Raw genomic sequence first — 24,510 nt, forward strand, 5'->3', positions numbered from 1 at the left:
GACGCACCGGCACCGAACCCGCGCCCGGCGCGCCCTGCGCACACCCTTGACTGGAAGAAACTTCCCGGATAATCGTGACTCCTCGGAAGTTTCCTTCACGAGGGAAGGAGCGCTTGTGCGCGACTCCAGCACGGGAAGCACCGCAAGACCGTCCGGGCCGGCGGAACCGGACGGACCGTCAAGGCCCTCCCGGCGCACGGTCCTCGCCGCCACGGCGGGCGTCACCGCCGCGCTGGCCGCCGGCCCCCGCGCCCACGCGGCGCCCGCCCGCCCGGGCACCGACAAGGCGCTGCGCGCCCTGATCTCCCGTATGACGCTGGAGGAGAAGGTCGGCCAGCTCTTCGTCATGCGGGTGTACGGCCATTCGGCCACCGCGCCCGACCAGGCCGACATCGACGCCAACCTCAAGGAGATCGGCGTCCGCACGGCCGCCGAGCTGATCGCCAGGTACCGCGTCGGCGGCATCATCTACTTCGCCTGGGCGCACAACACCCGTGACCCGCACCAGATCGCCGCGCTGTCGAACGGCATCCAGCGGGCCTCGCTGGAGCTGCCGCGCGGGCTGCCGCTGCTGATCGCCACGGACCAGGAACACGGGATAGTGGCCCGGGTGGGCAAGCCCGCGACGCTGTTCCCGGGCGCCATGGCGCTGGGCGCGGGCGGTTCGCGGGCCGACGCGCGGACGGTGGGCCGCATCAGCGGTGCCGAGCTGCGCGCGCTCGGCATCAACCAGGACTACTCCCCCGACGCCGACGTGAACGTCAACCCGGCCAACCCGGTGATCGGCGTGCGCTCCTTCGGCGCCGATCCGGAGGCGGTGGCGGGCCTGGTGGCGGCCGAGGTGAAGGGGTACCAGGGCTCGGGGGTCGCGGCCACCGCCAAGCACTTCCCCGGCCACGGCGACACCGCCGTGGACAGCCACTTCGGCTTCCCCGTCATCACCCACAGCCGCGAACTGTGGTCGGAACTCGACGCGGTGCCCTTCCGGGCCGCGATCCGCGCCGGCATCGACTCGATCATGACCGCGCACATCATGGTCCCGGCGCTCGACCCCGCCGGCGACCCCGCCACCCTCTCCCACCCGATCCTCACCGGCATCCTGCGCGGCGAACTCGGCTACGACGGCGTCGTGGTGACGGACTCCCTGGGCATGGAGGGCGTCCGGACGAAGTACGGCGACGACCGCGTCCCCGTCCTCGCGCTCAAGGCCGGCGTCGACCAGCTCCTCAACCCGCCCGACCTCGGCGTCGCGTGGAACGCGGTGCTGAACGCCGTGCGCGGCGGCGAGCTGACCGAGGCCCGGCTCGACGAGTCGATCCTGCGCATCCTGCGGCTCAAGGCGAAGCACGGGCTGCTGCACGACCCCTACGTCCCCGACGCCGAGATCGACCGGGTGGTCGGTGTCCCGGCGCACCTCAGGGCCGCCGACCGGATCGCCGAGCGCACCACCACGCTGCTGGTCAACGAGGAGGGACTGCTCCCGCTGTCCCGGCGGCGCACCCCGAGGGTGCTGGTGGTGGGCGCCGACCCCGCCTCGCCGTCGCTGTCCGACGGACCGCCCACCACCGTCATGGCCGCCGCGCTGAACGGACTCGGGTTCACGGCGACGGCCCTGTCCACGGGTACGGCGCCGTCGGCGGCCACGATCACCAAGGCCGTCACGGCGGCGGCCGACGCGGACGCGGTGGTCGCCCTGACGTACAACCTGACGGCCACCGGGTCCCAGAAGACCCTGGTCGAACGGCTGGTCGCCACGGGGGTCCCGGTGACCGCCGTCGCCGTCCGCAACCCGTACGACATCGCCCGGGTCCCGGGGGTCGGTGCCTTCCTGGCGTCCTACTCCTGGACCGACGTCGAAGTGCGCGCCGCCGCCCGGGTGATCGCCGGCCGGGCGGACCCGCGCGGGCGGCTGCCGGTGGCGGTGCAACGGGCGGACGACCCGGCGCAGGTGCTGTACCCGATCGGGTACGGGCTGACGTACTAGCCACGGCCCGGGTCCGGTCACGGACGCAGGGTCATGTCCCGTTCGACGTCGCGGCGGTCCAGCTTCGCGTCGAACCGCGCGAGCGGCCGGGCCGCCGACGGGTTCGCCCGGACCGTCGCGGAGGCGACCCCGGCCCAGTCGAGGATGCGGGCGGTGGCGAGCGCCTTCTCGTCGGCGACGAGCCCGGCGACGTTGGCGCCGTGGTTCAGGCCCGGGGCCGTGAAGACGTAGGAGTCGCGCGCCTTGGGACCGGGGCGGAACCGCTCGGCTCCCCAGGGGTCGTTCTGGCCGTAGACGAAGAGCATGTGGTTCGCGTGCCGGCGGACCCAGGTGTCCACGTCACGCATCGCCCACGGCTGGAACTTCATCGGGATGGAGCGGGGCACGAAGTTCCGCGGCGGCTGGTAGCCGTACCTGACGTACTTCTTCTCGATGTACGGGAAGTGGATGGTGGGGGCGCCGAGTTGGGTGCCCGCCTGGTAGTAGTACGGCGTGTACGTCTCCAGGCCCTGGTCGGTGTAGGCCGAGAAGCCGGAGATGCCGTCCACCGAGTCCCAGATCGCGTCGTCCGTCGCGTGGGCGGCGTCCGCCGGGATCGTGTCGCAGTCCTTCAGCAGGCTGTACTGCCAGAAGCCCCACACGTAGTCGAGCACGACCGCCTCGTAGGCCCGGTCGAGGCCGCCGATGGTCGTGAACGTGTAGCCGTTGTCGGCCGCGTACTGCTCGTACTTCTTCTCCAGGGGCTCCCGGCGCACCAGGGCCTCGCGCTGCACGGCGTTCAGCCGGTCGCGGCACTCCTTGGTGCCGACCTGCGCGAAGAAGCGGTCGTACGCCGAGTCCTCGTCGTTCACGACGTCGTTGGGCGCGACGTAGGCGACGACGCCGTCCATGTCGCGCGGGTAGAAGCGCTCGTAGTACGTGGCGGTCATGCCGCCCTTGGAGCCGCCGGTGGATATCCACTTCTGGCCGTAGATCCGCTTCAGCGCCCGGAAGATGCGGTGCTGGTCGCTTGCCGCCTGCCAGATGTCGAGCTTGGACCAGTCGGCCGGGTCGGGCCGGGACGGCGTGAAGAAGCGGTACTCCATGGAGACCTGGTTGCCGTCCACGATCTGGGTCGGCTCGCGCCGGCTCGGCGTGGTGGAGACGTTGTAGCCGCCGGTGTAGAAGACCGTCGGGCGCGCGGTGTCCTTGTGCAGCACGGTGATCCGCTGCTGGAACGTGCCCTTGGACGGGTGCCGGTGGTCGATGGGCTGGGTGTAGTTCAGGACGAAGAACCGGTAGCCGGTGTACGGCTTCTCCTGGACGAGGCTCATGCCCGGGATCGCGAGGAGCCGGTCCAGGATGTCCTTGTTCTCGTCGGCCGTGCCGGTGGTTCTCGCGGTGCGGTGGGCCTCCGCCGGGCCGGCGGTGGCCGTCCCGGCCGTGCTCAGCGTGCCGATGAGCACCGTGAGCACGAGCAGCCCTCTGAGCGCCTTGCGCATGCACCCTCCCCTGGGATACGCGGTTGTCCGCCGGAACCTAACGGAGCAACTCCCGTGACACCAGGGGGTCTTGGGTCATATGCGGTTCAGCACAGGATCCAGCCGGAACTCACCGATCCCGATCCGACCGAGCCCTTGACCCGCACGCAGCGGTGGCCCGCGTACAGGGTCACCGGGCCCGCGTGATGCGCGAAGCGCCCGGAGTTCACGACCGGCCGGCCGCCGCGGGCCTGCACGCTGACGGACATCCGCTTGCGCGAGCCGCGCGCCCCGGGGAAGGTCACGGCGCAGACGTAGCCGCTGCGCTTGTACACCTGCACGGAGCCGGTCGTGAAGGGCAGGGTGCGGACCTTGCGGCCCATGCAGTGCGAGGGGGCGGCCTGGGCGCTGCCCGGGCTCATCAGGGCGAGCAGTCCGGCCGCGGTCAGAACGGCCGTGCCGAGCGCCAGGCGTCGGCGTATCGCACCACTGTCCACTGTCGTCCCTCCCGCAGCAATCAGCGTACTGATGTACGGACGCAGGACATGCGGCGGATGGTTGCGTACCGCTACGACTTCACTGCCGGACACGCCTCACCCTTGCGAGGTTTTTTCCTTTTTCGGACACAACCGTGCCGGTTTCCCCTTTGTCCAACGGAGCAGGAAACGAAAGGCGGTTACCCATGTCCGGCATCACGTCCTCCCTCACGACCGGCCGCGCCCTCGTCGCCGCGGCCCTGCTGATCGCCGCCGGCGCCTCGGTGCCGGCCGTCGCGAGCTCCACCGCTCCGCCGCCCGCCCGCAGCGGGAGCAGCGGCCCCGCCTACGACCGCGTGGCCGACTTCTACGGCGCCTACATCGACGCCGTGACCGACGGGGGCTCCGGCACCCTGGGCACACGGCTGCGGACCTTCTACCTGACCCCGGCGCTGCGCTCCCAGCTCGCCGGCTGGGAGCACCGGCAGCACGCCGACGGGGTGCTGCGCGCCCAGGACGTGCCGAGCGCCTGGAAGGTGACGGCGGGCGACAGCGGCGCCGGGCACACCTGGTCGACGGTCCGGCTGACCTGGGGCTCCCCGCAGCACCCGACGTACACCTATCTGACGGTGCAGTCGGATCTGGCCACGAAGAAGATCTCCGGCATCAAGCCGAGGAGCTGACGGGCTCCCCGGGCTCCGGGGAACCCACGAAGGTCCGCCACAGCTCGGCGTAACGGCCGTCGAGGCGGAGCAGTTCCCCGTGGGTGCCGTCCTCGGCGACCCGGCCGTGGTCCATCACCACGACCCGGTCCGCGCGGGCGGCCGTCGTCAGCCGGTGGGCGACCACCAGCGTCGTACGGCGGCCCGCCAGCCGGTCGGTGGCCTGGTTGACCAGGGCCTCCGTCGCCAGGTCCAGCGCGGCCGTCGCCTCGTCGAGCAGCAGCACGTCCGGGTCGACCAGCTCGGCGCGGGCCAGCGCGATCAGCTGGCGCTGCCCGGCGGAGAGGTTGCGTCCGCGTTCGGCGACCTCGTGGAGGTAGCCGCCGTCCAGCGTGGCGATCATGTCGTGCGCTCCGACCGCGCGGGCGGCGGCCTCCACCTCGGCGTCACCGGCGCCGGGGCGGCCGTAGGCGATGGCGTCGCGGACGGTTCCCTGGAAGAGGTAGGCCTCCTGGGGGACGACACCGAGCCGGTGCCGGTAGGAGGTGATGTCCAGGTCGCGCAGGTCCGTGCCGTCGACCGTCACCCGCCCGGTGGTCGGGTCGTAGAACCGGGCGACCAGTTTCACCAGCGTCGACTTGCCCGCGCCGGTCTCGCCGACGAAGGCGACGGTCTGCCCGGCGGGGATGCGCAGCGACACCGCGCTGAGCGCCTCCTCGGCGTCGTCCGCGCGGCCGTAGGCGAAGCCGACGTCCTCGAACGCGATCTCGCCCCGCAGCGAGGTGACCTCCAGCGGCGCCTCGGCGGCCTTCGTCGAGGCCGGTTCGCGCAGCAGTTCCTGGATGCGGCCGAGCGAGACGGTGGCCTGCTGGTAGCCGTCGAACACCTGCGACAGCTGCTGCACGGGCGCGAAGAACAGGTCGATGTAGAGGAGGTAGGCGACCAGGGCACCGGTGGTGAGCGTGCCGGAGCCGATCCGGTGGGAGCCCACGATCAGCACGGCCGCCGCGGCCCCGGAGGCCAGGAGCTGGACGAACGGGAAGTAGACCGAGATCAGCCACTGGCCGCGGATGCGCGCCCTGCGGTAGCTGTCGCTGCCCTCCGCGAACCGCCGCGCGCTCGCGTCCTCGCGCCGGAACGCCTGGAGGATCCGCAGCCCGGACACCGACTCCTGGAGGTCGGCGTTGACCACCGACACCCGCTCGCGGGCCAGCTCGTACGCCTTCACGCTCGCCCGGCGGAAGAAGAACGTGCCGACGACCAGCGGCGGCAGCGTCGTGAAGACGACCAGCGCCAGCTGCAGGTCGATCACCAGCAGGGCGGCCATGATGCCGAAGAAGGTGACGACGGAGACGAACGCGGTCACGAGCCCGGTCTGCAGGAACGTGGACAGGGCGTCGACGTCGGTCGTCATCCGGGTCATGATCCGGCCGGTGAGCTCGCGCTCGTAGTAGTCGAGTCCCAGGCGCTGGAGCTGCGCGAAGATCTTCAGGCGCAGCGCGTACAGGACCCGCTCGCCGGTGCGGCCCGTCATCCGGGTCTCACCGATCTGCGCGGCCCACTGGACGAGCACGGTGATCAGCGCGAGGGCGGCCGCCGCCCAGACCGCGCCGAGGGCGAGCCGGGTGACGCCCTGGTCGATGCCGTGCCGGATCAGGATCGGCAGCAGCAGCGTCATGACCGCGTCGACGGCGACCAGCGCGAGGCTGACGAGCAGCGGGGCCCCGAAGCCGCGCAGCAGCCGGCGCAGTCCGTAGGAGTCCTCGGGCGTGACCGCGCGGACCTCGTCGACGTCGGGCACGTCGGCGGCCGGGGGCAGCGCCTCGACCTGGGCGAGCAGTCCGGGGGTGGCGGGCATCCCGTCGAGCGCGGTGTCCCGGGGTTCGCGGTCGCCGGTCCACAGGCGCGGTGTCACCCCGCGCTCGGCGTCGAACTCGGCGTCCAGCTCCTCGCGTACGGAGGTGTCCTCGCGCGGCGCGGCCGGCAGGGCGTGTCCCGGGGAGACTCCGCCCAGCTCGTCGGGGTCGGTGAGCAGCCGCCGGTAGAGCGCCGAACGCTCCTGGAGCTCCTCGTGGGTGCCGATGTCGGCGAGCCTGCCGCCGTCGAGGACGGCGATGCGGTCGGCGAGGTTGAGGGTGGAGCGGCGGTGCGCGATCAGCAGGGTCGTGCGGCCCTCCATGACCTGCCCGAGCGCCTCGTGGATCTCGTGCTCGACCCGGGCGTCCACGGCGGAGGTGGCGTCGTCGAGGACGAGGAGGCGCGGGTCGGTGAGGATGGCGCGGGCGAGCGCGACGCGCTGGCGCTGGCCGCCGGAGAGGGTGAGGCCGTGCTCGCCGACCTTGGTGTCGTAGCCGCCGGGCAGCTCGGCGATGAAGCGGTGCGCCTGGGCGGCGCGGGCGGCGGTCTCGATCTCGTCCTGGGTGGCGTCCGGGCGGCCGTAGGCGATGTTGGCGCGCACGGTGTCGGAGAAGAGGAAGGAGTCCTCGGGGACGAGCCCGATCGCGGCGCGCAGGGACTCCGCGGTCAGCTCGCGGACGTCGTGCCCGCCGACGAGGACGGCGCCGTGCGTCACGTCGTAGAAGCGGGGCAGCAGCAGCGAGACCGTCGACTTGCCGGAGCCCGAGGAGCCGACGACGGCGAGGGTCTCGCCGGGCCGGATCTCGAAGCTCAGCCCGTTCAGGACCGGCCGGCCCTCCTCGTACCCGAAGGACACGTCGTCGAACTCGACGGTGGCGGGCGCGTCGGCCGGCAGGGTCTTGGTGCCGTCCTCGATCGACGGTTCGGTGTCGATGAGCTCCAGCACGCGCTCGGCGCCCGCGCGGGCCTGCTGCCCGACGGTCAGCACGACGGCCAGCATCCGCACCGGGCCGACGAGCTGGGCGAGGTAGGTGGAGAACGCCACGAAGGTGCCCAGCGTGATCTGGCCGCGCACGGCCAGCCAGCCGCCGAGGGCGAGCATCGCGACCTGGCCGAGGGCGGGCACGGCCTGGAGGGCCGGGGTGTACTTGGCGTTGAGCCGGATGGTCCGCAGCCGGCCCGCGAAGAGCCGCCGCCCGACCTCGCGCAGCTTGCCGGTCTCCTGTTCCTCCTGGCCGAAGCCCTTCACCACGCGGACGCCGCTGACGGCGCCGTCGACGACACCGGCCACGGCGGCGGCCTGCGCCTGCGCGTACCAGGTGGCGGGGTGCAGCCGGGAGCGGCTGCGCTTGGCGACGAACCACAGGGCCGGGGCGACGGCCAGCGCGACCAGGGTGAGCGGCAGGGAGAGCGCGGCCATGATCGCGAGGGAGATCAGGAAGAGCAGGACGTTCCCGATGGTCATCGGGAGCATGAACAGCAGGCCCTGGATCAGCTGGAGGTCGCTGGTCGCGCGGCCCACGACCTGTCCGGTGGACAGCTCGTCCTGGCGCCGCCCGTCCAGCCGGGTGATCGTCCCGTACATGTCGGTACGGAGGTCGTGCTGGACGTCGAGGGCGAGCCGGCCGCCGTAGTAGCGGCGGACGAAGGTGAGGGCGTACACGAGGACGGCGGCGCCGAGCAGCGCGCCCGCCCAGGGGGCCATGCCCCGGCTGTGGTCGCCGATGACGTCGTCGATGATCACCTTGGTGACCAGCGGGACCACCGCCATCAGGGCCATGCCGCCCAGCGAGGAGCCGAGCGCGAGCACCACGTCCTTCGGGTACCGCCAGGCGTAACCGGCGAGCCGCCGCGCCCATCCCCGTTCCGTCGCCACTCCGGCACCTTCCGTAGAACTCACTCCGCCGGAAGGCACCAACACCGAGCGAAGCGGATTTCATCCCTCCGCAACAATCGCCCGCCCGTCCGCCCGACACACGTCCGCCCGCCGGGCACGGTGGCCGGGCGGGCGGACGGGGAATGCGGACGTGACGACGCGGGCTCTAAGGTCCCGTTCAGCTCGCCGGGACGGCCGGGAAGGCCTCCGTGGGCTGCGAGGTCGGCGTGAACCGCTGGGGGGCCACGGAGGTCGGCACGAGGTCCTTGTGGATGACCTTGGCGACGGCCTGGATGGTGGCGACGCCGTAGTCCATGGTGCTGCTGCCGACGGTGAGCACCGACATCGTGTAGTCGCGGCCGCCGCCGTTGAAGGTGCCGAGGCTGTGCACCCGCCACGCGTTCGAGGAACGCGAGAGCCAGCCGTTCTTGACGTGCACGGCGACCGTGGAGGGCGCCCCGGCCGGTGTCCCCCAGCGCTGCGAGGAGACGACCTGGCCCATGAGCTTCAGGATGTAGGCGCGGGCGTTGTCGCTCAGCACCGTGTTCTTGGCGGTGACGAGCTTGAGCAGCTTCTGCTCGTCGGTGACGTTGATCTGGGTCAGACCCCAGTAGCCGTCGGTGCCCGGCACGGTCTTCGTCATCCCCGCGGCGGTCAGGAAGCCCTTGATCTTCGTCATGCCGAGCTGGTTCCACAGCTTGGTGGTCGAGGCGTTGTCCGACTGGGTGATCATCTTGGTGGCGAGCGACGTCTCGGTGCTCGTCAGATAGCGGTTGTGCTTCTTCGCGTCCCACAGCAGCGCGGCGAGGACGGTGACCTTCACCGTGCTGGCCGAGTCGAACGAGGTGGTGGCGCGGAGCGTGCAGGTGGTGTTGGTCGCACGGTCGTACAGACCGACCGCGACCGTGCCCCTGCGGTTCGCGAGCGCCGCGGTGATGTCCGTCTTCAGCTTGGCGGCCAGACCCGCCTTGCTCGACGTGCAGCTGACCGTCGGCGCCGGCGCGGCTCCCGCCGGGGTCGCGCCGACCGTGATCGGCACGATCACCGCGGCACCGATGCTCGCCGCGAGCACACGGGCACGCCGGGATATCCGGTGAGTCATGGAGGTTTCCCATCCCCTTGAAGCGATACGGACGCGCCAAGGGCGCGCCCGCATGAATGACTCACCGGGGGACCCGATAGTTGTACGGATGTTCCGGGCACGGGAGTTCGGGCACGGGAGCCCGAACGCACAGCTCACCCCCAGGCGGGCCACAGTCCGCGCCCATCACCGCGCGTCAGGGTGCGATGGTGACGTCTGCCACTGACCCCTCTCCCGACGCCCCCACGACTCCCCCCGCCCCGCCGCCGCGTCCCGTGCCGGCGGGGCCCGCGGAGCCGGCGCCGGCCTCACCCCGCTGGTCGCTGCCCGCGCTGCTCGCGATCCTCGTACTGGCCGCGGTCCTCTACTCCTGGAACCTGTCGGCATCGAGCCTCAACAGCTTCTACAGCGCCGCGGTGCTCAGCGGCACCCAGAGCTGGAAGGCCTGGTTCTTCGGCTCGCTCGACGCGGGCAACTTCATCACCGTCGACAAGCCGCCGTTCGCGCTCATGATCATGAGCCTGTCCTGCCGGGTGTTCGGCTTCGGCACCTGGCAGATGATGGCGCCCATGGTGGCCGCGGCGCTCGGCACGATCTGGATCCTGCACGCGAGCGTGAAACGGCACTTCGGGCACGCGGCCGCCGCCGTCGCGGCCCTCGTCCTCGCCCTCACCCCGATCACGGTCGCCATCAACCGCGACAACAACCCGGACACCACCCTCGTCCTGCTGATGGTCGCGGGCGCGGCGCTGGGCCTGCGGGCCACCCGCGAGGGCAGGCTGCTTCCGCTGCTCGGCTCGGCGGTGTGCTTCGGGCTCGCCTTCAACACCAAGATGCTCCAGGGGTACATCGCCCTGCCCGCCGTCTTCGCCGTGTACGTGTACGCCTGCCGGCTCCCCTGGGCGAGGAAGGTCCGCGACCTGCTGCTCGCCGCCGTGACCCTGGCCGTCGCGAGCTTCTGGTGGGCGGCGGCCGTCTCCCTCGTACCGGCCGGCGAGCGCCCGTACATCGGGGGCTCCACGGACGGCTCCGCCTGGGACCTGATCATGGGCTACAACGGCCTGGGCCGGGTGCTGGGCGGCGAGGGCAACGGCGGCGGGGGCGGCACGGGCGGAGGCGGCGGCTTCTCCGGGACCGCTGGCCTCGGCCGGATGTTCAACGACGTCCTCGGCGGCCAGATCTCCTGGCTGCTCCCCTTCGCCGGCATCGCACTCGTGGGCGGCCTGGTGCTGTGCGGGCGCGCGCCGCGCACCGACCCGACGCGTGCCGCGCTGCTGCTGTGGGGCGGCTGGACCGTCCTGCACCACTTCACGTTCAGCATGGCCGAGGGCACCATGCACCCCTACTACACGACGGCGCTCGCCCCCGGCATCGCGGCGCTGACCGGCGCGGGCGGTGTCATGCTGCTGCGCGCGCTGCGCGGTCCGGACACCCGCTGGGTGTGGGTGCTGCCCGTCGGGCTCGCGGTCACCGCCGTCTGGGCGGTCGTCCTGCTGCGCCGGGCGGCCGACTGGAACGGCTGGCTGTGGCCGGCGATCGCGGTGGTCATGGCCCTGGCCGTCGCGGGGCTGGTCTCCTTCCGCTCGGGCGACCGCGCCCGGCTGTTCGCCGCCTCCGTGGCCGCGGCCCTCGTCGCGGCGCTCGCCGGGCCGGCGGCGTACGCCGCCGCCGAACCCCTGGGATCCGGCGGCGGACCGGGCGGCGGTGGCATGGGCGGCACCAACCCGACCGCGGGGCCGACCACGGGCGGCGGTCCCGGCGGCGGCCGGGGCGGGTTCCCCGGAGGCGGCCAGGCGCCCGGAGGGAACGGCGAGACGCCCGAGGGCTTCCCCGGAGGCGGGCAAGCACCCGGCGGGAACGGCGAGACGCCCGAGGGCGGCCTCCCCGGGGGCGCCCAGGGCTCGGGCGGACCGGGCGGCGCGAACGGGGAGTCGCCCGGCGGCCAGGCACCCGGCGGAAACGGCGAGACGCCCGAGGGCGGCTTCCCCGGCGGCAACGGCGAGCTGCCCCAGGGCACCACCGGCGACCGGCCGGGCGGCGCGGGCGGCTTCGGCGGAGGCGGCATGGGCGGCACCACGAGCAGCGCCCTGGTCACCTACCTGGAGAAGCACCAGGACGGCGCCAAGTGGCTGCTGGCGGTGTCCAATTCGCAGGGAGCCGCACAGCTGATCGTGAGCACCGGAAAGCCCGTCATCTCCATGTTCGGCTTCACCGGTTCCGACAGGGCCATGACCCTCGCCAAGCTCAAGGAGCTCGTGCGCAAGGGCGAGTTGCACTACATCCAGCTCGGTGGCGGTATGGGCGGCGGAATGGGCGGGAACAATACGCTCGACTCGCAGATCACCGCCTGGGTGGAGAAGAACGGCACGGCGGTGAAGGAGAGCGAGTACGACAAGTCGGCTTCGTCCGGCTCCACTTCGACGGCCGACTCCGGGTCCGAGTCCGAGTCCGGGTCCGGCTCCGGGAACTCCTCTTCGAGCAGCGGCCGGTCGGCCTCGACGCTCTACCGGCTGGACCCCTCCGACCTCGACTGATCCCGCGTCCCGGCACACCCCGGCGGGCGGCCCCCGACCCCATTGGTCGGGGGCCGTCCGTTCCGTCATGTCCCGCGAAGAAGAACCGAGTTGTTGAATCCCGACACAAAACCAACACGTCCCCTTAACCCGCTACACCGCATGCCCATGTCACCCTCCCGATTACCCGCTCCATTCAACCCGCGTAGAACGGACACCCCACGATGCCCGCCACGCAGACACACCGTTGGAAGACCCTGGCGGTGGCCACCTCCGCAGTCCTCGTCGGGATCACCCTTCCGACACTGACCGCGACCCCCGCGAGCGCCACCACCACCGCGTACGACAGCACGTACTACAAGAACGCGATCGGCAAGTCCGGCACGAGCCTGAAGTCCTCGCTGCACACCATCATCAGCAGCCAGACCAAGATCTCGTACTCCGCCGTCTGGAACGCGCTGATGGCCACCGACCAGGACCCGAACAACAGCAGCAACGTGATCCTGCTGTACAGCGGCGTCTCGCGCGCCAAGTCCCTCAACGGCGGTGACGTCGGCGACTGGAACCGCGAGCACACCTGGGCCAAGTCGCACGGCGACTTCGGCGAGGTGACCGGTCCCGGCACCGACCTGCACCACCTGCGTCCGGCGGACGTCCAGGTCAACAGCATCCGCGGCAACCTGGACTTCGACAACGGGGGCAGCGCCGTCACCAACGGCGGCGGCAGCAAGGTCGACTCCGACTCCTTCGAGCCGCGCGACGCGGACAAGGGCGACGTGGCCCGCATGATCCTCTACATGGCGGTCCGCTACGAGGGCGACGACGGCTTCGCGAACCTGGAGCCCAACGAGAAGGTGAACAACGGGAGCAACCCCTACATGGGCAAGCTCTCCGTCCTCAAGGCGTGGAACGAGCAGGACCCGCCGAGCGCCTTCGAGGAGAAGCGCAACCAGGTCATCTACGACACCTACCAGCACAACCGCAACCCGTTCATCGACCACCCGGAGTGGGTCGAGGCGATCTGGTAGACGGGCGGGCCCGTGAGCCCCGGGACCCCTTCCGCTCGGGAAGGGGTCCCGGGGTGGCGCTCGTTCCCGGCGGGGGCGGCCCCTCAGTCCAGGTGGGTCGGCGCGAACATCCGCAGCAGCGCCGGCAGGACGACCACCGAGGGGCCGGGCGCGGCCAGGGCCTTGGCCAGGTCCTCCTCCAGCGTCCCGGGGGTCGTCAGGACGCCCGGGACCCCGAAGGACTCGGCGAGCGCCACGTAGTCCGGACGGGACAGCTCCGTCGCCGTGGCCTGGCCGAAGGCGTCGGTCATGTACTCGCGCAGGATGCCGTAGCCGCCGTCGTCGACGATCAGCCAGGTGACGTTCAGGCCGTACTGCCTGGCCGCGGCGAGTTCGGCGATCGAATAGAGCGCGCCTCCGTCGCCGGACACCGCGAGGACCGGGCGGGAGGGATCGGCCGCCGCAGCGCCGAGGGCCGCCGGGAAGCCGTAGCCGAGCCCGCCCGCGCCCTGCGCGGAGTGCATGGTGTTGCTCCCGCGCGGGTCGAAGGCCGACCACGCCCAGTACGCCAGGATCGTCATGTCCCAGAAGGACGGCGAGCCGGCCGGCAGGGCCCGGCGGACGGCCGCCAGCACGTCCTGTTCCAGGGTGAGTTCCTGGGCGGCGATGCGCTGCGCCACCCGGGACAGGACCGTGCTCACGCGCTCCGCCGCCGACGGGTCGGGGCGCTCCTCCACCGTCTCCAGGAGCGCGGACAGCGCGAGGCGCGCGTCCGCGTGGATGCCGATCGCCGGATGGTTGGACTCCAGCTTGCCGAGGTCGGCCTCGATCTGGATCACCCGGCCGCGGGGCTTGAACGTGTGGTAGTTCGAGGACAGTTCACCGAGGCCGGAGCCGACGACCAGCAGGACGTCCGCGTCCTCCAGGAAGTCCGTGGTGTGCCGGTCCTCCAGCCAGGACTGGAGCGAGAGCGGGTGGGTCCAGGGGAAGGCGCCCTTGCCGCCGAAGGTGGTGACGACCGGAGCGTTCAGCTTCTCCGCGAGCGACCTCAGCTTGCCGGAGGCGTCCGCCCGGACGACACCGCCGCCCGCGATGATCGCGGGACGGGCCGCCGAGGAGAGCAGGTGGGCGGCCAGCGCGGTCAGTTCGGGACGCGGGACGACGTCCTCCGGGGTCGCGTCCATCGCCGTGACCTGCGGCAGGTGCGTCTCGGCGAGCAGGACGTCCTGGGGGATCTCCACCCACACCGGTCCGTGCGGGGCGGTCAGCGCCGACTCCCAGGCCGCCGCGATGGCGGAGGGGATCTGCGACTGCGTACGGACCGTGTGCACGGACTTGACGACACCCCTGAACGACGCCTGCTGGTCGGGGAGTTCGTGGAGATAGCCGTGTCGGCCGCCACCGAGTCCCGCGGTCGGGACCTGGCTGCTGATGGCGAGGACGGGCGCCGAGGCGGCGCGCGCCTCCTGGAGCGCGGCGAGTGAGGTCAGCGCCCCGGGGCCGGTGGAGAGCAGCAGCGGCGCGGCCTCGCCGGTGATGCGGCCGTAGGCGTCCGCCGCGAAGCCCGCGTTGTTCTCGACGCGCAGACCGATGTAGCGGAGCGAGGAGCGGCGCAGCGCGTCGAACATGCCGAGCGCGTGCTGGCCCGGCAGCCCGAAGACGGTCGTCGCGCCGAGACCGGAGAGGGTCTCCACGACCAGGTCTCCGCCGTTGCGGCCGGGGGGCGGGTTGAGCGCGGCCTCCGTCTGCGCCGCCGTCGGACGGAGAACCAGGTCGTGGTCGTGGGTCACTTGCTTCGGGCCTCCGCGATCTGGCGGGACATGATGGTGGTCAGTTCGTACGCGGTGTGGGACGCGGCCACCGCGGTGATCTCGGCGTGGTCGTACGCGGGGGCGACCTCGACGACGTCGGCCGAGACCAGGTTGCAGGACGACAGTCCGCGCAGGATCTCCAGCAGCTCGCGGGAGGTCATGCCGCCCGCCTCCGGGGTGCCGGTGCCGGGCGCGTGCGCCGGGTCGAGGCAGTCGATGTCGATGGAGATGTAGAGCGGGCGGTTCCCGATGCGCTGGCGGAGCTGGTCGGCGACCTCGTCGGCGCCGCGGCGGTAGACGTCCGCCGAGGTGACGATGCCGAAGCCCATCTTCTCGTCGTCGGTGAGGTCCTGCTTGCCGTACAGCGGGCCGCGGATGCCGACGTGGGAGAGTGCCTCGGTGTCGAGGATGCCCTCCTCGACGGCGCGGCGGAACGGGGTGCCGTGGGTGTACTCGGCGCCGAAGTAGGTGTCCCAGGTGTCGAGGTGCGCGTCGAAGTGGAGCAGCGCGACCGGGCCGTGCTTCTTGGCGACCGAGCGCAGCAGGGGCAGCGCGATGGTGTGGTCGCCGCCCAGGGTCATCAGGCGGGCGCCGGTGCCGAGCAGTTCGTCGGCGGCGGCCTCGACCGTCTCGACGGCCTCGTTGATGTTGAACGGGTTCGCCGCGATGTCTCCGGCGTCCGCGACCTGCGCGAGGGCGAACGGGGAGGCGTCCTGCGCCGGGTTGTAGGGACGCAGCAGCCGGGACGCCTCGCGGATCGCGTTGCCGCCGAAGCGGGCGCCCGGCCGGTACGAGACGCCCGAGTCGAACGGCACACCGACGACGGCGACGTCGGTGGTGCCGACCTCGTCGAGGCGCGGCAGCCGGGCGAAGGTCGCGGGACCGGCGTACCGCGGGACGCGGGAGGAGTCGACGGGGCCGCGGGGCGTCTCGTTGCTGCTCATGAGGGTTTTCCTTCTTTCCTACGCTTCGTCGCGTTTGTACAACTAAGTACAAGTAATACGACTCTACTGGGGAACCGGGACCGGTTCGGACAGGGGTTCGGCGTCACGGCCCGCGAGCCGCTCCCGCCAGGCGGCCAGCACCGCGGCGTCGGTCGCCGGTGTGACGAGCGAGACGATCACGTACGCGGCCAGGGAGAGGAGCAGCCCGTAGTAGACGGGCTCGTTGGCGAGGATGCCGTAGGCGGCCATCAGGCCGATGACGGCGAGACCGCCGACGGCGACGGAGGCGAGCGCGCCGTGCACCGTGCCGCGCTTCCACAGCAGACCGCCGAGGATCGGGACGAGCAGACCGCCGACGAGCAGGTTGTAGGCGACGGTCAGCGCCTCGACGACGTTGTTCAGCGCGATCGCCGTGCAGATCACGGCGATGCCCATGACCAGGATGAAGGCGCGGTTGCCCTTGACCTCGTCGTGGTCGTCACCGGCGTCGCGCTTCACGACGCCGCGCAGCCGCGACCAGATGTCGTTGTTCGCGACGGTGGCGCAGGCGATCAGGGCGCCGGAGGAGGTGGACATCACGGCGGCGAGAGCCGCGGCGAGCACCAGTCCGCGCACGCCGACCGGGAGTTCGTCCTTGACGATGGTCGCGAAGGCGGTGTCGGCGCTGGGGAGCTTCGGGTACATGACCTTGGCGGCGGTGCCGATGACGGCGCCGGCGAGGGCGTACACCAGGCAGTAGGTGCCGGCGACGGTCCCGCCCCACTTGGCGGTGCGGTCGTTGCGCGCGGTGAACACGCGCTGCCAGATGTCCTGCCCGATCAGCATGCCGAACGTGTAGATGAGGACGTAGGTGAAGATCGTCTCGCCGCCGATGCCCAGCGGGTCGAAGTACTCGGTGGGCAGCTTGGCCTTCATCTCGGAGAAGCCGCCCGCCTTGACCACCGCGATGGGCAGGAGCAGGAGCAGCACGCCGATCGTCTTGACCACGAACTGCACCATGTCGGTGAGCGTGATCGACCACATGCCGCCGAGCGTCGAGTAGGCGACGACGATCGAGCCGCCCAGGATGATCGCGAGCGTCCGGTTCATGTCGAAGAGGACGTCGAAGATCGTGGCGTACGCGATGGTCGAGGTGACCGCGAGCATGAGGGTGTACGCCCACATGACGACGCCGGAGATGACGCCGGCCCGGCCGCCGTAGCGCAGGTCGAGCATCTCGGAGACGGTGTAGACCTTGAGGCGCGCGATGCGGGCGGAGAAGAAGACGGACAGGGCCAGCAGGCCGAGGCCGATGGTGAAGACCATCCAGGCTCCGGAGAGGCCGTACTGGTAGCCGAGGCCGACGCCGCCGATGGTGGACGCGCCGCCCAGGACGATCGCGGCCATGGTGCCGGAGTACATGACGGGCCCGAGCCGTCGTCCCGCGACGAGGAACTCGCTCTTGGACTTGGCGCGGCGCATGCCCCACCAGCCCATGGCCAGCATGCCGGCCAGATAGACGACGATCACTGTGTAGTCGACGGCCATGGGTCTCCTCCAGGCGCTCGGTGGCGTGTCGTGCGGGGATGTGGGGGACGAGCCGGCAACTGATCACGGGGACATCCGCCCGTACCCGCGGCTGCCGGTCGGGACCGACATTAGGTGGCCGGAAGGCGACTGCGAAGTGTACGTTTCATCCATCGGACGCGAACGGGATGGAGGAAACATCCATCATGCCGGAACCGCAGTCGCCCTCCGCCCCGACCGTGCCGCCGACCCCTCCGGTGCCGCTGTCGGCGCTCCTGGCCCGCGAGGACCTGGCCCTGCGCCTGATCGCCGGGCCCGCGGAGCCCGACACGGTGATCCACTGGGCGCACACCTCGGAGATGGCCGACCCCTTCCCGTACCTGCTGGGCGGCGAGCTGCTGCTGACGGCGGGGGTCCACGTGCCCGACGCGGGCGGTCCCGACGCGACCGGCCCCGACGCGGGCGCCCCCGGCCCGGAGGAGTACTTCGACGGCTATGTCTCCCGGATCGTCGCGGCGGGCGGCGCGGCCCTGGGATTCGGCCTGGCGCCGGTGCACGACACGGTCCCGCCCGCCCTCGTCGCGGCCTGCGACGCCTACGGGCTGCCCCTCCTCGAGGTCCCGCCCCGGACGACGTTCTCCGGGGTCGCCCGCGCGGTGTGGCAGCTCATGGCCCAGGCCCGGCTGGCCGAGCTGCGCCGGGTGACCGAGGCCCAGCAGAGCCTGGCGGCCGCCGCCGCCCGCCCCGATCCGGTACCGGCGGTCCTGCGGCAGCTGGCCCGGCGGGTGGGCGGCCGGGCATCGCTGTTCGGCCCGGAGGGCACGGAGCTGGCCCATGCCGGCGGACCCCCGCGGCCCGGCCCACCGGAGACGGCTCCTCCGCCCGACCGGCTCGACCCGACGGCCGCGGCCCGCCCGACGCCCGAGGCCCGCCCGGGGGACGAGGCCCGCCCCGGGGAAGCGGTGTCCCCCGAGGAGGCGCTGGCCCGGCTCGCCGGTGTCGTGCGGCCCCGGGGCGCCCAGGGGCCCGCCCCGGCCTCCGCCGCCGACACCGTGGACGGCGTCCACCTCACGGCGTACGCCCTGGGCGGCGACCAGGGCTTCGTCCTGGGGGTCGCCGCGCCGCGGCGCGACCCCGGCGACCACACGATCGCCTCCGTCGCGTCCGTACTGCTCTCCCTGCTCACCGGGGAGCACCAGAGCGGCAGCGGGGCCGCGCGGTCGGCGGCCCTGGTACGGCTGCTGCTCGGGGCCGCGCCGGAGACGGTGGCACCGCTGCTCGGCGGCGAACGGTGGACCGTCGTGCACGCGCGTCCCGCCGGGGACCGTCCCGCCCCGGACACCGTCTCGACGTCCGCGCTGGCGACCGCGCTGGGCTCGGCCCTCGTGGACGTGGAGGGCGACGTCGTCCGCGTCCTCGTCCCCGGCGACCGCGCGCCCGCCGCGCAGCCGGGCTGGATCTGCGGGGTCAGCGCGCCCGCGGACCCGCGGGGCTGGACGGCCGCCGACGCCCAGGCGGCCCGCGCGCTGGCCCGCGCCCGGGCCACCCGCGCGGCCCTGGTGCGGCACGGCGACCGTCCCGCGCTCGCCGGTCTCGTCCTCCCGGAGGACGCCGAGGCGCACGCCCGGACCCTCCTCGCCCCCCTCGCCGGGACCCCCGCCCTGACCGAGACCCTGCGCACCTGGCTTTCCCTGCACGGCAGTTGGGACCGCACCGCGGTGGCGCTCTCCGTCCACCGCAACACCGTCCGCCAACGCATCGCCCGCTGCGCCGCGTTGCTGGAGGCGGACCTCGACGACCCCGACGTACGGATGGAGTTGTGGTTCGCGCTCAGGGAGGGCTGACCCCGGGGTGCCCCGTCGCCGGGGCCCCCGAGTGACGCGCGTCCCAGCGACGGGGACGGCCGCGCCCCGGGCCCGGGCGCACCGGCACAATGGTGCTATGCCGATACCCGGGACGCCCAGCCGCGCCGAACTCGTCGCCCACCTCGTGAAGACCCGTATCGCGGGCGATGTCGCCACGCCTCGCGAGAACAACCTCTCCCACTACCGCAAGCTGGCGAACGGCGAGCGCAACTGGTGGCTCGGTCTGGAACTCGGCGACCGCTGGAGCGACGAGCAGGACGTGCTCGCGGTGATGGCGGAGCGGGTCGGCGTCAGCGACGACCCGGAGCACCGCTACGGCCAGGACACCATCGACCCCGAGCTGACCGTGGACGCGCTGGACCGTCTCGCCGGGCGGCTGCGCAAGGCGGCCGAGGACCGGCAGCGGGTGCTGTTCGCGACCGGTCACCCCGGGGGGCTGCTGGACGTGCACCGGGCGACGGCCGCCGCCCTGCGCGCCGCCGGCTGCGAGATCGTGGTGATCCCGGACGGTCTGCAGACGGACGAGGGGTACGTCATGCAGTTCGCGGACGTGGCGGTCCTGGAGCACGGCGCCACGCTGTGGCACACCCACTCGGGCGAGCCGATGCGCGCGATCCTGACCGCGCTGGAGCGGGAGGGCCGCCCGCTGCCCGACCTGGTCGTGGCCGACCACGGCTGGGCCGGTTTCGCGGGCCAGCACGGGGTGGACTCCGTGGGCTACGCCGACAGCAACGACCCGGCGCTCTTCCTCGCCGAGTCGGAGGGCACGCTCCAGGTCGTGGTCCCGCTCGACGACCACGTCCTCAGCCCGCGCCACTACGACCCGATGACGGCGTACCTGCTCAGAGAGGCGGGCCTGGCCTGAGGGCCCTCCCGCGGTCCCGGCCCGGATCCCGGTGACCGGCCCGGGGGCGCGCCCGGCACGGGCGATCCCCCGGGGAACGCCTACCGCGGGACGCGGACCACGCCCTCCTGGATCACCGAGATGGCCAGCCGGCCGTCCTGGGTGTAGATGCGGGCCTGGCCGAGGCCCCGGCCGCCCGAGGCGGACGGCGACTCCTGGTCGTAGAGCAGCCACTCGTCGGCCCGGAACGGGCGGTGGAACCACATCGCGTGGTCCAGCGAGGCGCCGACGACGTCGCCGGTCACCCAGCCGCCGCGCCCGTGCGCGAGCAGGATGGAGTCGAGGAGCGTCATGTCCGAGACGTAGGTGGCGAGGACGACGTGCAGCAGGGGGTCGTCCGCGAGCTTGCCGTTGGTGCGGAACCACACCTGGGAGCGCGGCTCGCGGGCCTCGCCGACGGTGGCGTACGGCGGCGCGTCGACATAGCGCAGGTCGACGGACTCCCGGGCCTCCAGGATGCGTTCCACGACCTCGGGGTCGGTGAAGACGTCGGCGTACAGCGGCAGCTGCTCGGCGGTCGTGGGAAGCGTCTCCGGGTCGGGCGCGGGCGGCATCGGGGCCTGGTGCTCCATGCCTTCCTCGTACGCCTGGAAGGACGCGGAGAGGTGGAAGATGGGCTGTCCGTGCTGGACCGCGACCACCCGGCGGGTGGTGAAGGAGCGGCCGTCGCGGATGCGGTCCACCGAGTACACGATGGGCGCGCCGGGATCGCCGATCCGCAGGAAGTACGCGTGCAGGGAGTGGGCGAGCCGGTCCTCGGGGACCGTCCGCCCGGCGGCCACGAGGGCCTGGGCCGCGACCTGTCCGCCGAAGACCCGTGGGACGACGGCGGACCGGGAACGGCCGCGGAAGATGTTCTCCTCGATCCGCTCGAGGTCGAGCAGATCGAGGAGAGACTGAAGTGCCTCGCTCATAAGGCAGTTGTACCGCGCAGCCTTTTCGCGGACCTTACAGGCCCATGTCCTTGGCGATGATCGTCTTCATGATCTCGCTGGTGCCGCCGTAGATGCGGTTGACCCGGTTGTCCGCGTACAGACGGGCGATCGGGTACTCGTTCATGAAGCCGTAGCCGCCGTGCAGCTGGAGGCAGCGGTCGATGACGCGGTGCGCGACCTCGGTGCAGAACAGCTTGGCGCTGGCGGCCTCGGCCGGGGTCAGCTCACCGGCGTCGAGGGCCTCCAGGGCGCGGTCGGCGACGGCCTCGGCCGCGTCCACCTCGGCCTGGCAGGCGGCCAGCTCGAACTTGGTGTTCTGGAAGGAGGCGACCGACTTGCCGAAGACGGTGCGGTCCTGGACGTACTCCTTGGCGAACCGGACGGCGGCCTTGGCCTGCGCGTAGGCGCCGAAGGCGATGCCCCAGCGCTCGGAGGCGAGGTTGTGGCCGAGGTAGTAGAAGCCCTTGTTCTCCTCGCCGAGCAGGTCCTCGACGGGCACCTTCACGTCGACGAACGCCAGCTCGGCGGTGTCGGAGGTCTTCAGGCCGAGCTTGTCGAGCTTGCGGCCGACGGAGTAGCCCTCGGACTTGGTGTCCACGGCGAACAGCGAGATGCCGAAGCGGCGGTCCTCGGCGGTGGGCGCGGAGGTGCGGGCGCAGACGATCACGCGGTCGGCGTGGACGCCGCCGGTGATGAAGGTCTTGGCGCCGTTGAGGACGTAGTGCGTGCCGTCCTCGGAGAGCTTGGCGGTGGTCTTCATGCCCGCGAGGTCGGAGCCGGTGCCCGGCTCGGTCATCGCGAGGGCCCACATCTCCTCGCCGGAGACGAACTTCGGCAGGAACCGCTTCTTCTGCTCGTCGCTGGCGAGCATCTTGATGTAGGGCAGACCGAGCAGCACGTGCACGCCGGAGCCGCCGAAGGTGATGCCCGCGCGGGCGGTCTCCTCGTACACGACGGCCTCGAACTTGTACGAGTCGATGCCGGCGCCGTCGTACTCCTCGTCGACGCGGATGCCGAAGACACCCAGCTCGCCGAGCTTGTGGTAGAAGTCGCGCGGCGCCTGGCCGGCGGCGAGCCACTCGTCGTAGACCGGGACGACCTCGGTCTCGATGAAGGCGCGCAGGGTCTCCCGGAACGCCTCGTGGTCCTCGTTGAACACAGTACGGCGCACCGCCGCCACCTCCGCCTGGATACCTGGGTCATGTCTAAGCGCTTGCTCATTTATCAGGTTACCCGCCGGTCACGAGCGCCGTCCAGGGGTCACCCCCCGAGACGCTCGTCACGCCCCGGGAGTCACGGCGGCCGCTCCGAACGCCCCCCGTGCCATCCGGTGCAGCAGCTCCGCCGTTCCCGCGCGCCCGGGGAGCGCGCCCGGCCGCCCCAGGTGCGGGGTCGAGTTCAGCAGGCCGAAGACCGAGTGCACGGCCGACCGGGCGGCCGGCTCGGTCAGCTCCGGGTACACCTCGCGGACCACTTCCACCCACAGCTCCACGTACTGGCGCTGGAGCTGGCGCACGAGCTTGCGGTCGCTGTCCCGCAGGCGGTCCAGCTCCCGGTCGTGCAGGGTGATCAGAGGGCGGTCGTCGAGCGCGAAGTCGATGTGCCCCTCGATGAGCGAGTCGAGGAGGCCCTCGGCGCCCTCCTCGGCACCTCCGTCCGATCCCGCCCTGGCCTCCGCCACCCGGCGCCGGCCGCCCGTGAGCAGCTGCCCGCTGATGCCCACCAGCAGTTCGGCGAGCATCGCGTCCTTGCCGGCGAAGTGCCGGTAGAGACCGGGGCCGCTGATGCCGACCGCCGCTCCTATCTCATCCACTCCCACACCGTGGAAACCACGTTCGGCGAAGAGCCGCGCGGCCTCCCTGAGGATCTGTTCGCGCCGGGTGGGGGCGTCGGTTCTGGTGGCCATGAAAACAATTCTAGACATCGCGGTTAGCGCTCGTTAACCTGAAGGAAATGCGTTAACGCTCATTAACTTGGTCGATCACCTGGTGAGGAGACCGCAGGATGCAAGAGGCACCGGAGCTGACGAGCGCGGCGGATCCCGCGTCGGAGGCCTGGAGGGCCAACGAGGCGGCGCACCGCGCGCTGGGCGAGGAGCTGCGCGCCAAGCTGGCCGCGGCACGGCTCGGCGGCGGCGAGAAGGCACGCGCGCGGCACACCGCGCGCGGCAAGCTGCTGCCCCGCGACCGCGTGGACACCCTGCTCGACCCCGGCTCCCCGTTCCTGGAGCTGGCGCCGCTCGCCGCCGACGGGATGTACGACGGAGCGGCCCCGGCCGCCGGTGTCATCGCCGGGATCGGCCGGGTGAGCGGGCGCGAGTGCGTGATCGTCGCCAACGACGCCACCGTCAAGGGCGGCACGTACTACCCGATGACGGTGAAGAAGCACCTGCGCGCCCAGGAGGTGGCGCTGGAGAACCGTCTGCCCTGCGTGTACCTCGTCGACTCCGGGGGCGCCTTCCTGCCCATGCAGGACGAGGTGTTCCCCGACCGCGAGCACTTCGGGCGGATCTTCTACAACCAGGCGCGGATGTCCGGCGCCGGGATCCCGCAGATCGCGGCCGTCCTCGGCTCCTGCACGGCCGGCGGCGCCTACGTGCCCGCGATGAGCGACGAGGCCGTGATCGTGCGGAACCAGGGGACGATCTTCCTGGGCGGTCCGCCGCTGGTGAAGGCCGCCACCGGCGAGGTCGTCACGGCCGAGGAGCTGGGCGGCGGCGAGGTCCACTCGCGCGTGTCGGGCGTCACCGACCACCTCGCGGAGGACGACGCGCACGCGCTGCGGATCGTGCGGAACATCGTGGCCACGCTCCCCGCGCGCGGAAGCCTCCCCTGGTCGGTCGAGCCCCCGGCCGAGCCCAAGGTCGACCCGTACGGGCTGTACGGCGCGGTGCCGGTCGACTCCCGCACCCCCTACGACGTGCGCGAGGTCATCGCGCGCGTGGTCGACGGCTCGCGCTTCTCCGAGTTCAAGGCCGAGTTCGGCCAGACCCTGGTCACCGGCTTCGCGCGGATCCACGGACACCCGGTCGGGATCGTCGCCAACAACGGCATCCTGTTCTCCGAGTCCGCCCAGAAGGGCGCCCACTTCATCGAGCTGTGCGACCAGCGCGGCATCCCGCTGGTGTTCCTGCAGAACATCTCCGGCTTCATGGTGGGCCGCCAGTACGAGGCCGGCGGCATCGCCAAGCACGGCGCGAAGATGGTCACGGCCGTGGCCTGCACCCGCGTGCCGAAGCTGACCGTCGTGATCGGCGGTTCGTACGGCGCGGGCAACTACTCGATGTGCGGCCGGGCCTATTCGCCGCGCTTCCTGTGGATGTGGCCGGGCGCCAAGATCTCCGTGATGGGCGGCGAGCAGGCCGCTTCCGTCCTCGCGACCGTCAAGCGCGACCAGATCGAGGCGCGCGGGGAGTCCTGGCCGGCGGCGGAGGAGGAGGACTTCAAGGACCCCATCCGCCGGCAGTACGAGCAGCAGGGCAACGCCTACTACGCGAGCGCCCGGCTCTGGGACGACGGCGTGATCGACCCGCTGGAGACCCGGCAGGTCCTCGGACTCGCTTTGACCGCCTGCGCCAACGCGCCCCTGGGTGACCCCCAGTTCGGCGTCTTCCGGATGTGAGGGGACCC

17 protein-coding genes are annotated in these 24,510 nt (G+C 72.1%); 7 read left to right on the forward strand and 10 right to left on the reverse strand.

What is annotated here, in order from left to right; all coding sequences use genetic code 11:
* Positions 1-115 precede the first annotated feature (115 nt).
* A complete protein-coding gene (locus ACICHK_RS15560) occupies positions 116-1,984 on the forward strand; it encodes a glycoside hydrolase family 3 protein (protein ID WP_406837374.1) in 1,869 nt (622 codons plus the stop codon).
* A 17-nt stretch (positions 1,985-2,001) separates the two neighbouring features.
* Here ACICHK_RS15560 and ACICHK_RS15565 read toward each other — a convergent pair whose 3' ends face one another.
* The gene (locus ACICHK_RS15565) at positions 2,002-3,465 is read right to left on the reverse strand and encodes a S28 family serine protease (protein WP_406837375.1); all 1,464 of its coding nucleotides are present in this window, start codon (positions 3,463-3,465) and stop codon (positions 2,002-2,004) included.
* Between the two features lie 86 nt (positions 3,466-3,551).
* On the reverse strand, positions 3,552-3,941 hold the full coding sequence (locus ACICHK_RS15570; protein ID WP_406837376.1) for a hypothetical protein: 390 nt from the start codon (positions 3,939-3,941) through the stop codon (positions 3,552-3,554).
* A 185-nt stretch (positions 3,942-4,126) separates the two neighbouring features.
* On the opposite strand from ACICHK_RS15570, the gene ACICHK_RS15575 reads away from it, so the two are divergent.
* Positions 4,127-4,603, forward strand: coding sequence for a hypothetical protein (locus ACICHK_RS15575; protein WP_406837377.1), 477 nt, complete (start codon positions 4,127-4,129; stop codon positions 4,601-4,603).
* Here ACICHK_RS15575 and ACICHK_RS15580 read toward each other — a convergent pair.
* The gene (locus ACICHK_RS15580; protein ID WP_406837378.1) at positions 4,587-8,315 is read right to left on the reverse strand and encodes an ABC transporter ATP-binding protein; all 3,729 of its coding nucleotides are present in this window, start codon (positions 8,313-8,315) and stop codon (positions 4,587-4,589) included. The two genes, ACICHK_RS15575 and ACICHK_RS15580, sit on opposite strands and share 17 nt — an antisense overlap.
* 178 nt (positions 8,316-8,493) lie before the next feature.
* Positions 8,494-9,417, reverse strand: a complete 924-nt coding sequence (locus ACICHK_RS15585; protein ID WP_151474344.1) for a serine hydrolase — start codon at positions 9,415-9,417, stop codon at positions 8,494-8,496.
* Positions 9,418-9,605: 188 nt separating this feature from the next.
* Between ACICHK_RS15585 and ACICHK_RS15590 the strand changes: the two genes are divergently transcribed.
* Together ACICHK_RS15590 and ACICHK_RS15595 are read left to right on the forward strand one after the other, a co-directional pair.
* The gene (locus ACICHK_RS15590) at positions 9,606-11,930 is read left to right on the forward strand and encodes a glycosyltransferase family 39 protein (protein ID WP_406837379.1); all 2,325 of its coding nucleotides are present in this window, start codon (positions 9,606-9,608) and stop codon (positions 11,928-11,930) included.
* Positions 11,931-12,133: 203 nt separating this feature from the next.
* Positions 12,134-12,937 carry an endonuclease I family protein gene (locus ACICHK_RS15595; RefSeq protein ID WP_406837380.1) on the forward strand — a complete coding sequence of 268 codons (804 nt, stop codon included), beginning with the start codon at positions 12,134-12,136 and terminating at the stop codon, positions 12,935-12,937.
* Positions 12,938-13,020: 83 nt separating this feature from the next.
* Here ACICHK_RS15595 and ACICHK_RS15600 read toward each other — a convergent pair whose 3' ends face one another.
* The 3 genes from ACICHK_RS15600 to ACICHK_RS15610 form a co-directional block, all read right to left on the reverse strand.
* On the reverse strand, positions 13,021-14,706 hold the full coding sequence (locus ACICHK_RS15600) for a thiamine pyrophosphate-binding protein (protein ID WP_406837381.1): 1,686 nt from the start codon (positions 14,704-14,706) through the stop codon (positions 13,021-13,023).
* Positions 14,703-15,671, reverse strand: coding sequence for an agmatinase (speB, locus tag ACICHK_RS15605; protein ID WP_151474340.1), 969 nt, complete (start codon positions 15,669-15,671; stop codon positions 14,703-14,705). The genes ACICHK_RS15600 and speB overlap by 4 nt, the downstream gene beginning before the upstream one ends.
* Positions 15,672-15,734: 63 nt before the next feature.
* Positions 15,735-17,198 (reverse strand): sodium:solute symporter, encoded by a 1,464-nt coding sequence (locus ACICHK_RS15610; RefSeq protein ID WP_406837382.1) that lies wholly within the window; start codon positions 17,196-17,198, stop codon positions 15,735-15,737.
* Positions 17,199-17,383: 185 nt separating this feature from the next.
* On the opposite strand from ACICHK_RS15610, the gene ACICHK_RS15615 reads away from it, so the two are divergent.
* Positions 17,384-19,021: a PucR family transcriptional regulator ligand-binding domain-containing protein gene (locus ACICHK_RS15615; RefSeq protein ID WP_406837383.1), complete on the forward strand. Its 1,638-nt coding sequence runs from the start codon at positions 17,384-17,386 to the stop codon at positions 19,019-19,021.
* Positions 19,022-19,118: 97 nt separating this feature from the next.
* Positions 19,119-19,907, forward strand: a complete 789-nt coding sequence (locus ACICHK_RS15620) for a phosphatase (protein ID WP_151470806.1) — start codon at positions 19,119-19,121, stop codon at positions 19,905-19,907.
* Positions 19,908-19,987: 80 nt separating this feature from the next.
* Here ACICHK_RS15620 and tesB read toward each other — a convergent pair whose 3' ends face one another.
* The 3 genes from tesB to ACICHK_RS15635 all read right to left on the reverse strand — a co-directional run bounded on the left by tesB (position 19,988) and on the right by ACICHK_RS15635 (position 22,787).
* Positions 19,988-20,860, reverse strand: coding sequence for an acyl-CoA thioesterase II (tesB, locus tag ACICHK_RS15625; RefSeq protein ID WP_406837384.1), 873 nt, complete (start codon positions 20,858-20,860; stop codon positions 19,988-19,990).
* 34 nt (positions 20,861-20,894) lie between these two features.
* Positions 20,895-22,052: an acyl-CoA dehydrogenase family protein gene (locus tag ACICHK_RS15630; protein WP_151470808.1), complete on the reverse strand. Its 1,158-nt coding sequence runs from the start codon at positions 22,050-22,052 to the stop codon at positions 20,895-20,897.
* A 108-nt stretch (positions 22,053-22,160) separates the two neighbouring features.
* Positions 22,161-22,787, reverse strand: a complete 627-nt coding sequence (locus tag ACICHK_RS15635) for a TetR/AcrR family transcriptional regulator (protein WP_406837385.1) — start codon at positions 22,785-22,787, stop codon at positions 22,161-22,163.
* A 98-nt stretch (positions 22,788-22,885) separates the two neighbouring features.
* On the opposite strand from ACICHK_RS15635, the gene ACICHK_RS15640 reads away from it, so the two are divergent.
* Complete coding sequence (locus ACICHK_RS15640; protein WP_406837386.1) at positions 22,886-24,502, forward strand: carboxyl transferase domain-containing protein; 1,617 nt, start codon at positions 22,886-22,888, stop codon at positions 24,500-24,502.
* Positions 24,503-24,510 lie beyond the last annotated feature (8 nt).

Source organism: Streptomyces sp. AHU1 (assembly GCF_045343905.1).
GTDB classification, from domain to species: Bacteria; Actinomycetota; Actinomycetes; order Streptomycetales; family Streptomycetaceae; genus Streptomyces; species Streptomyces triticiradicis.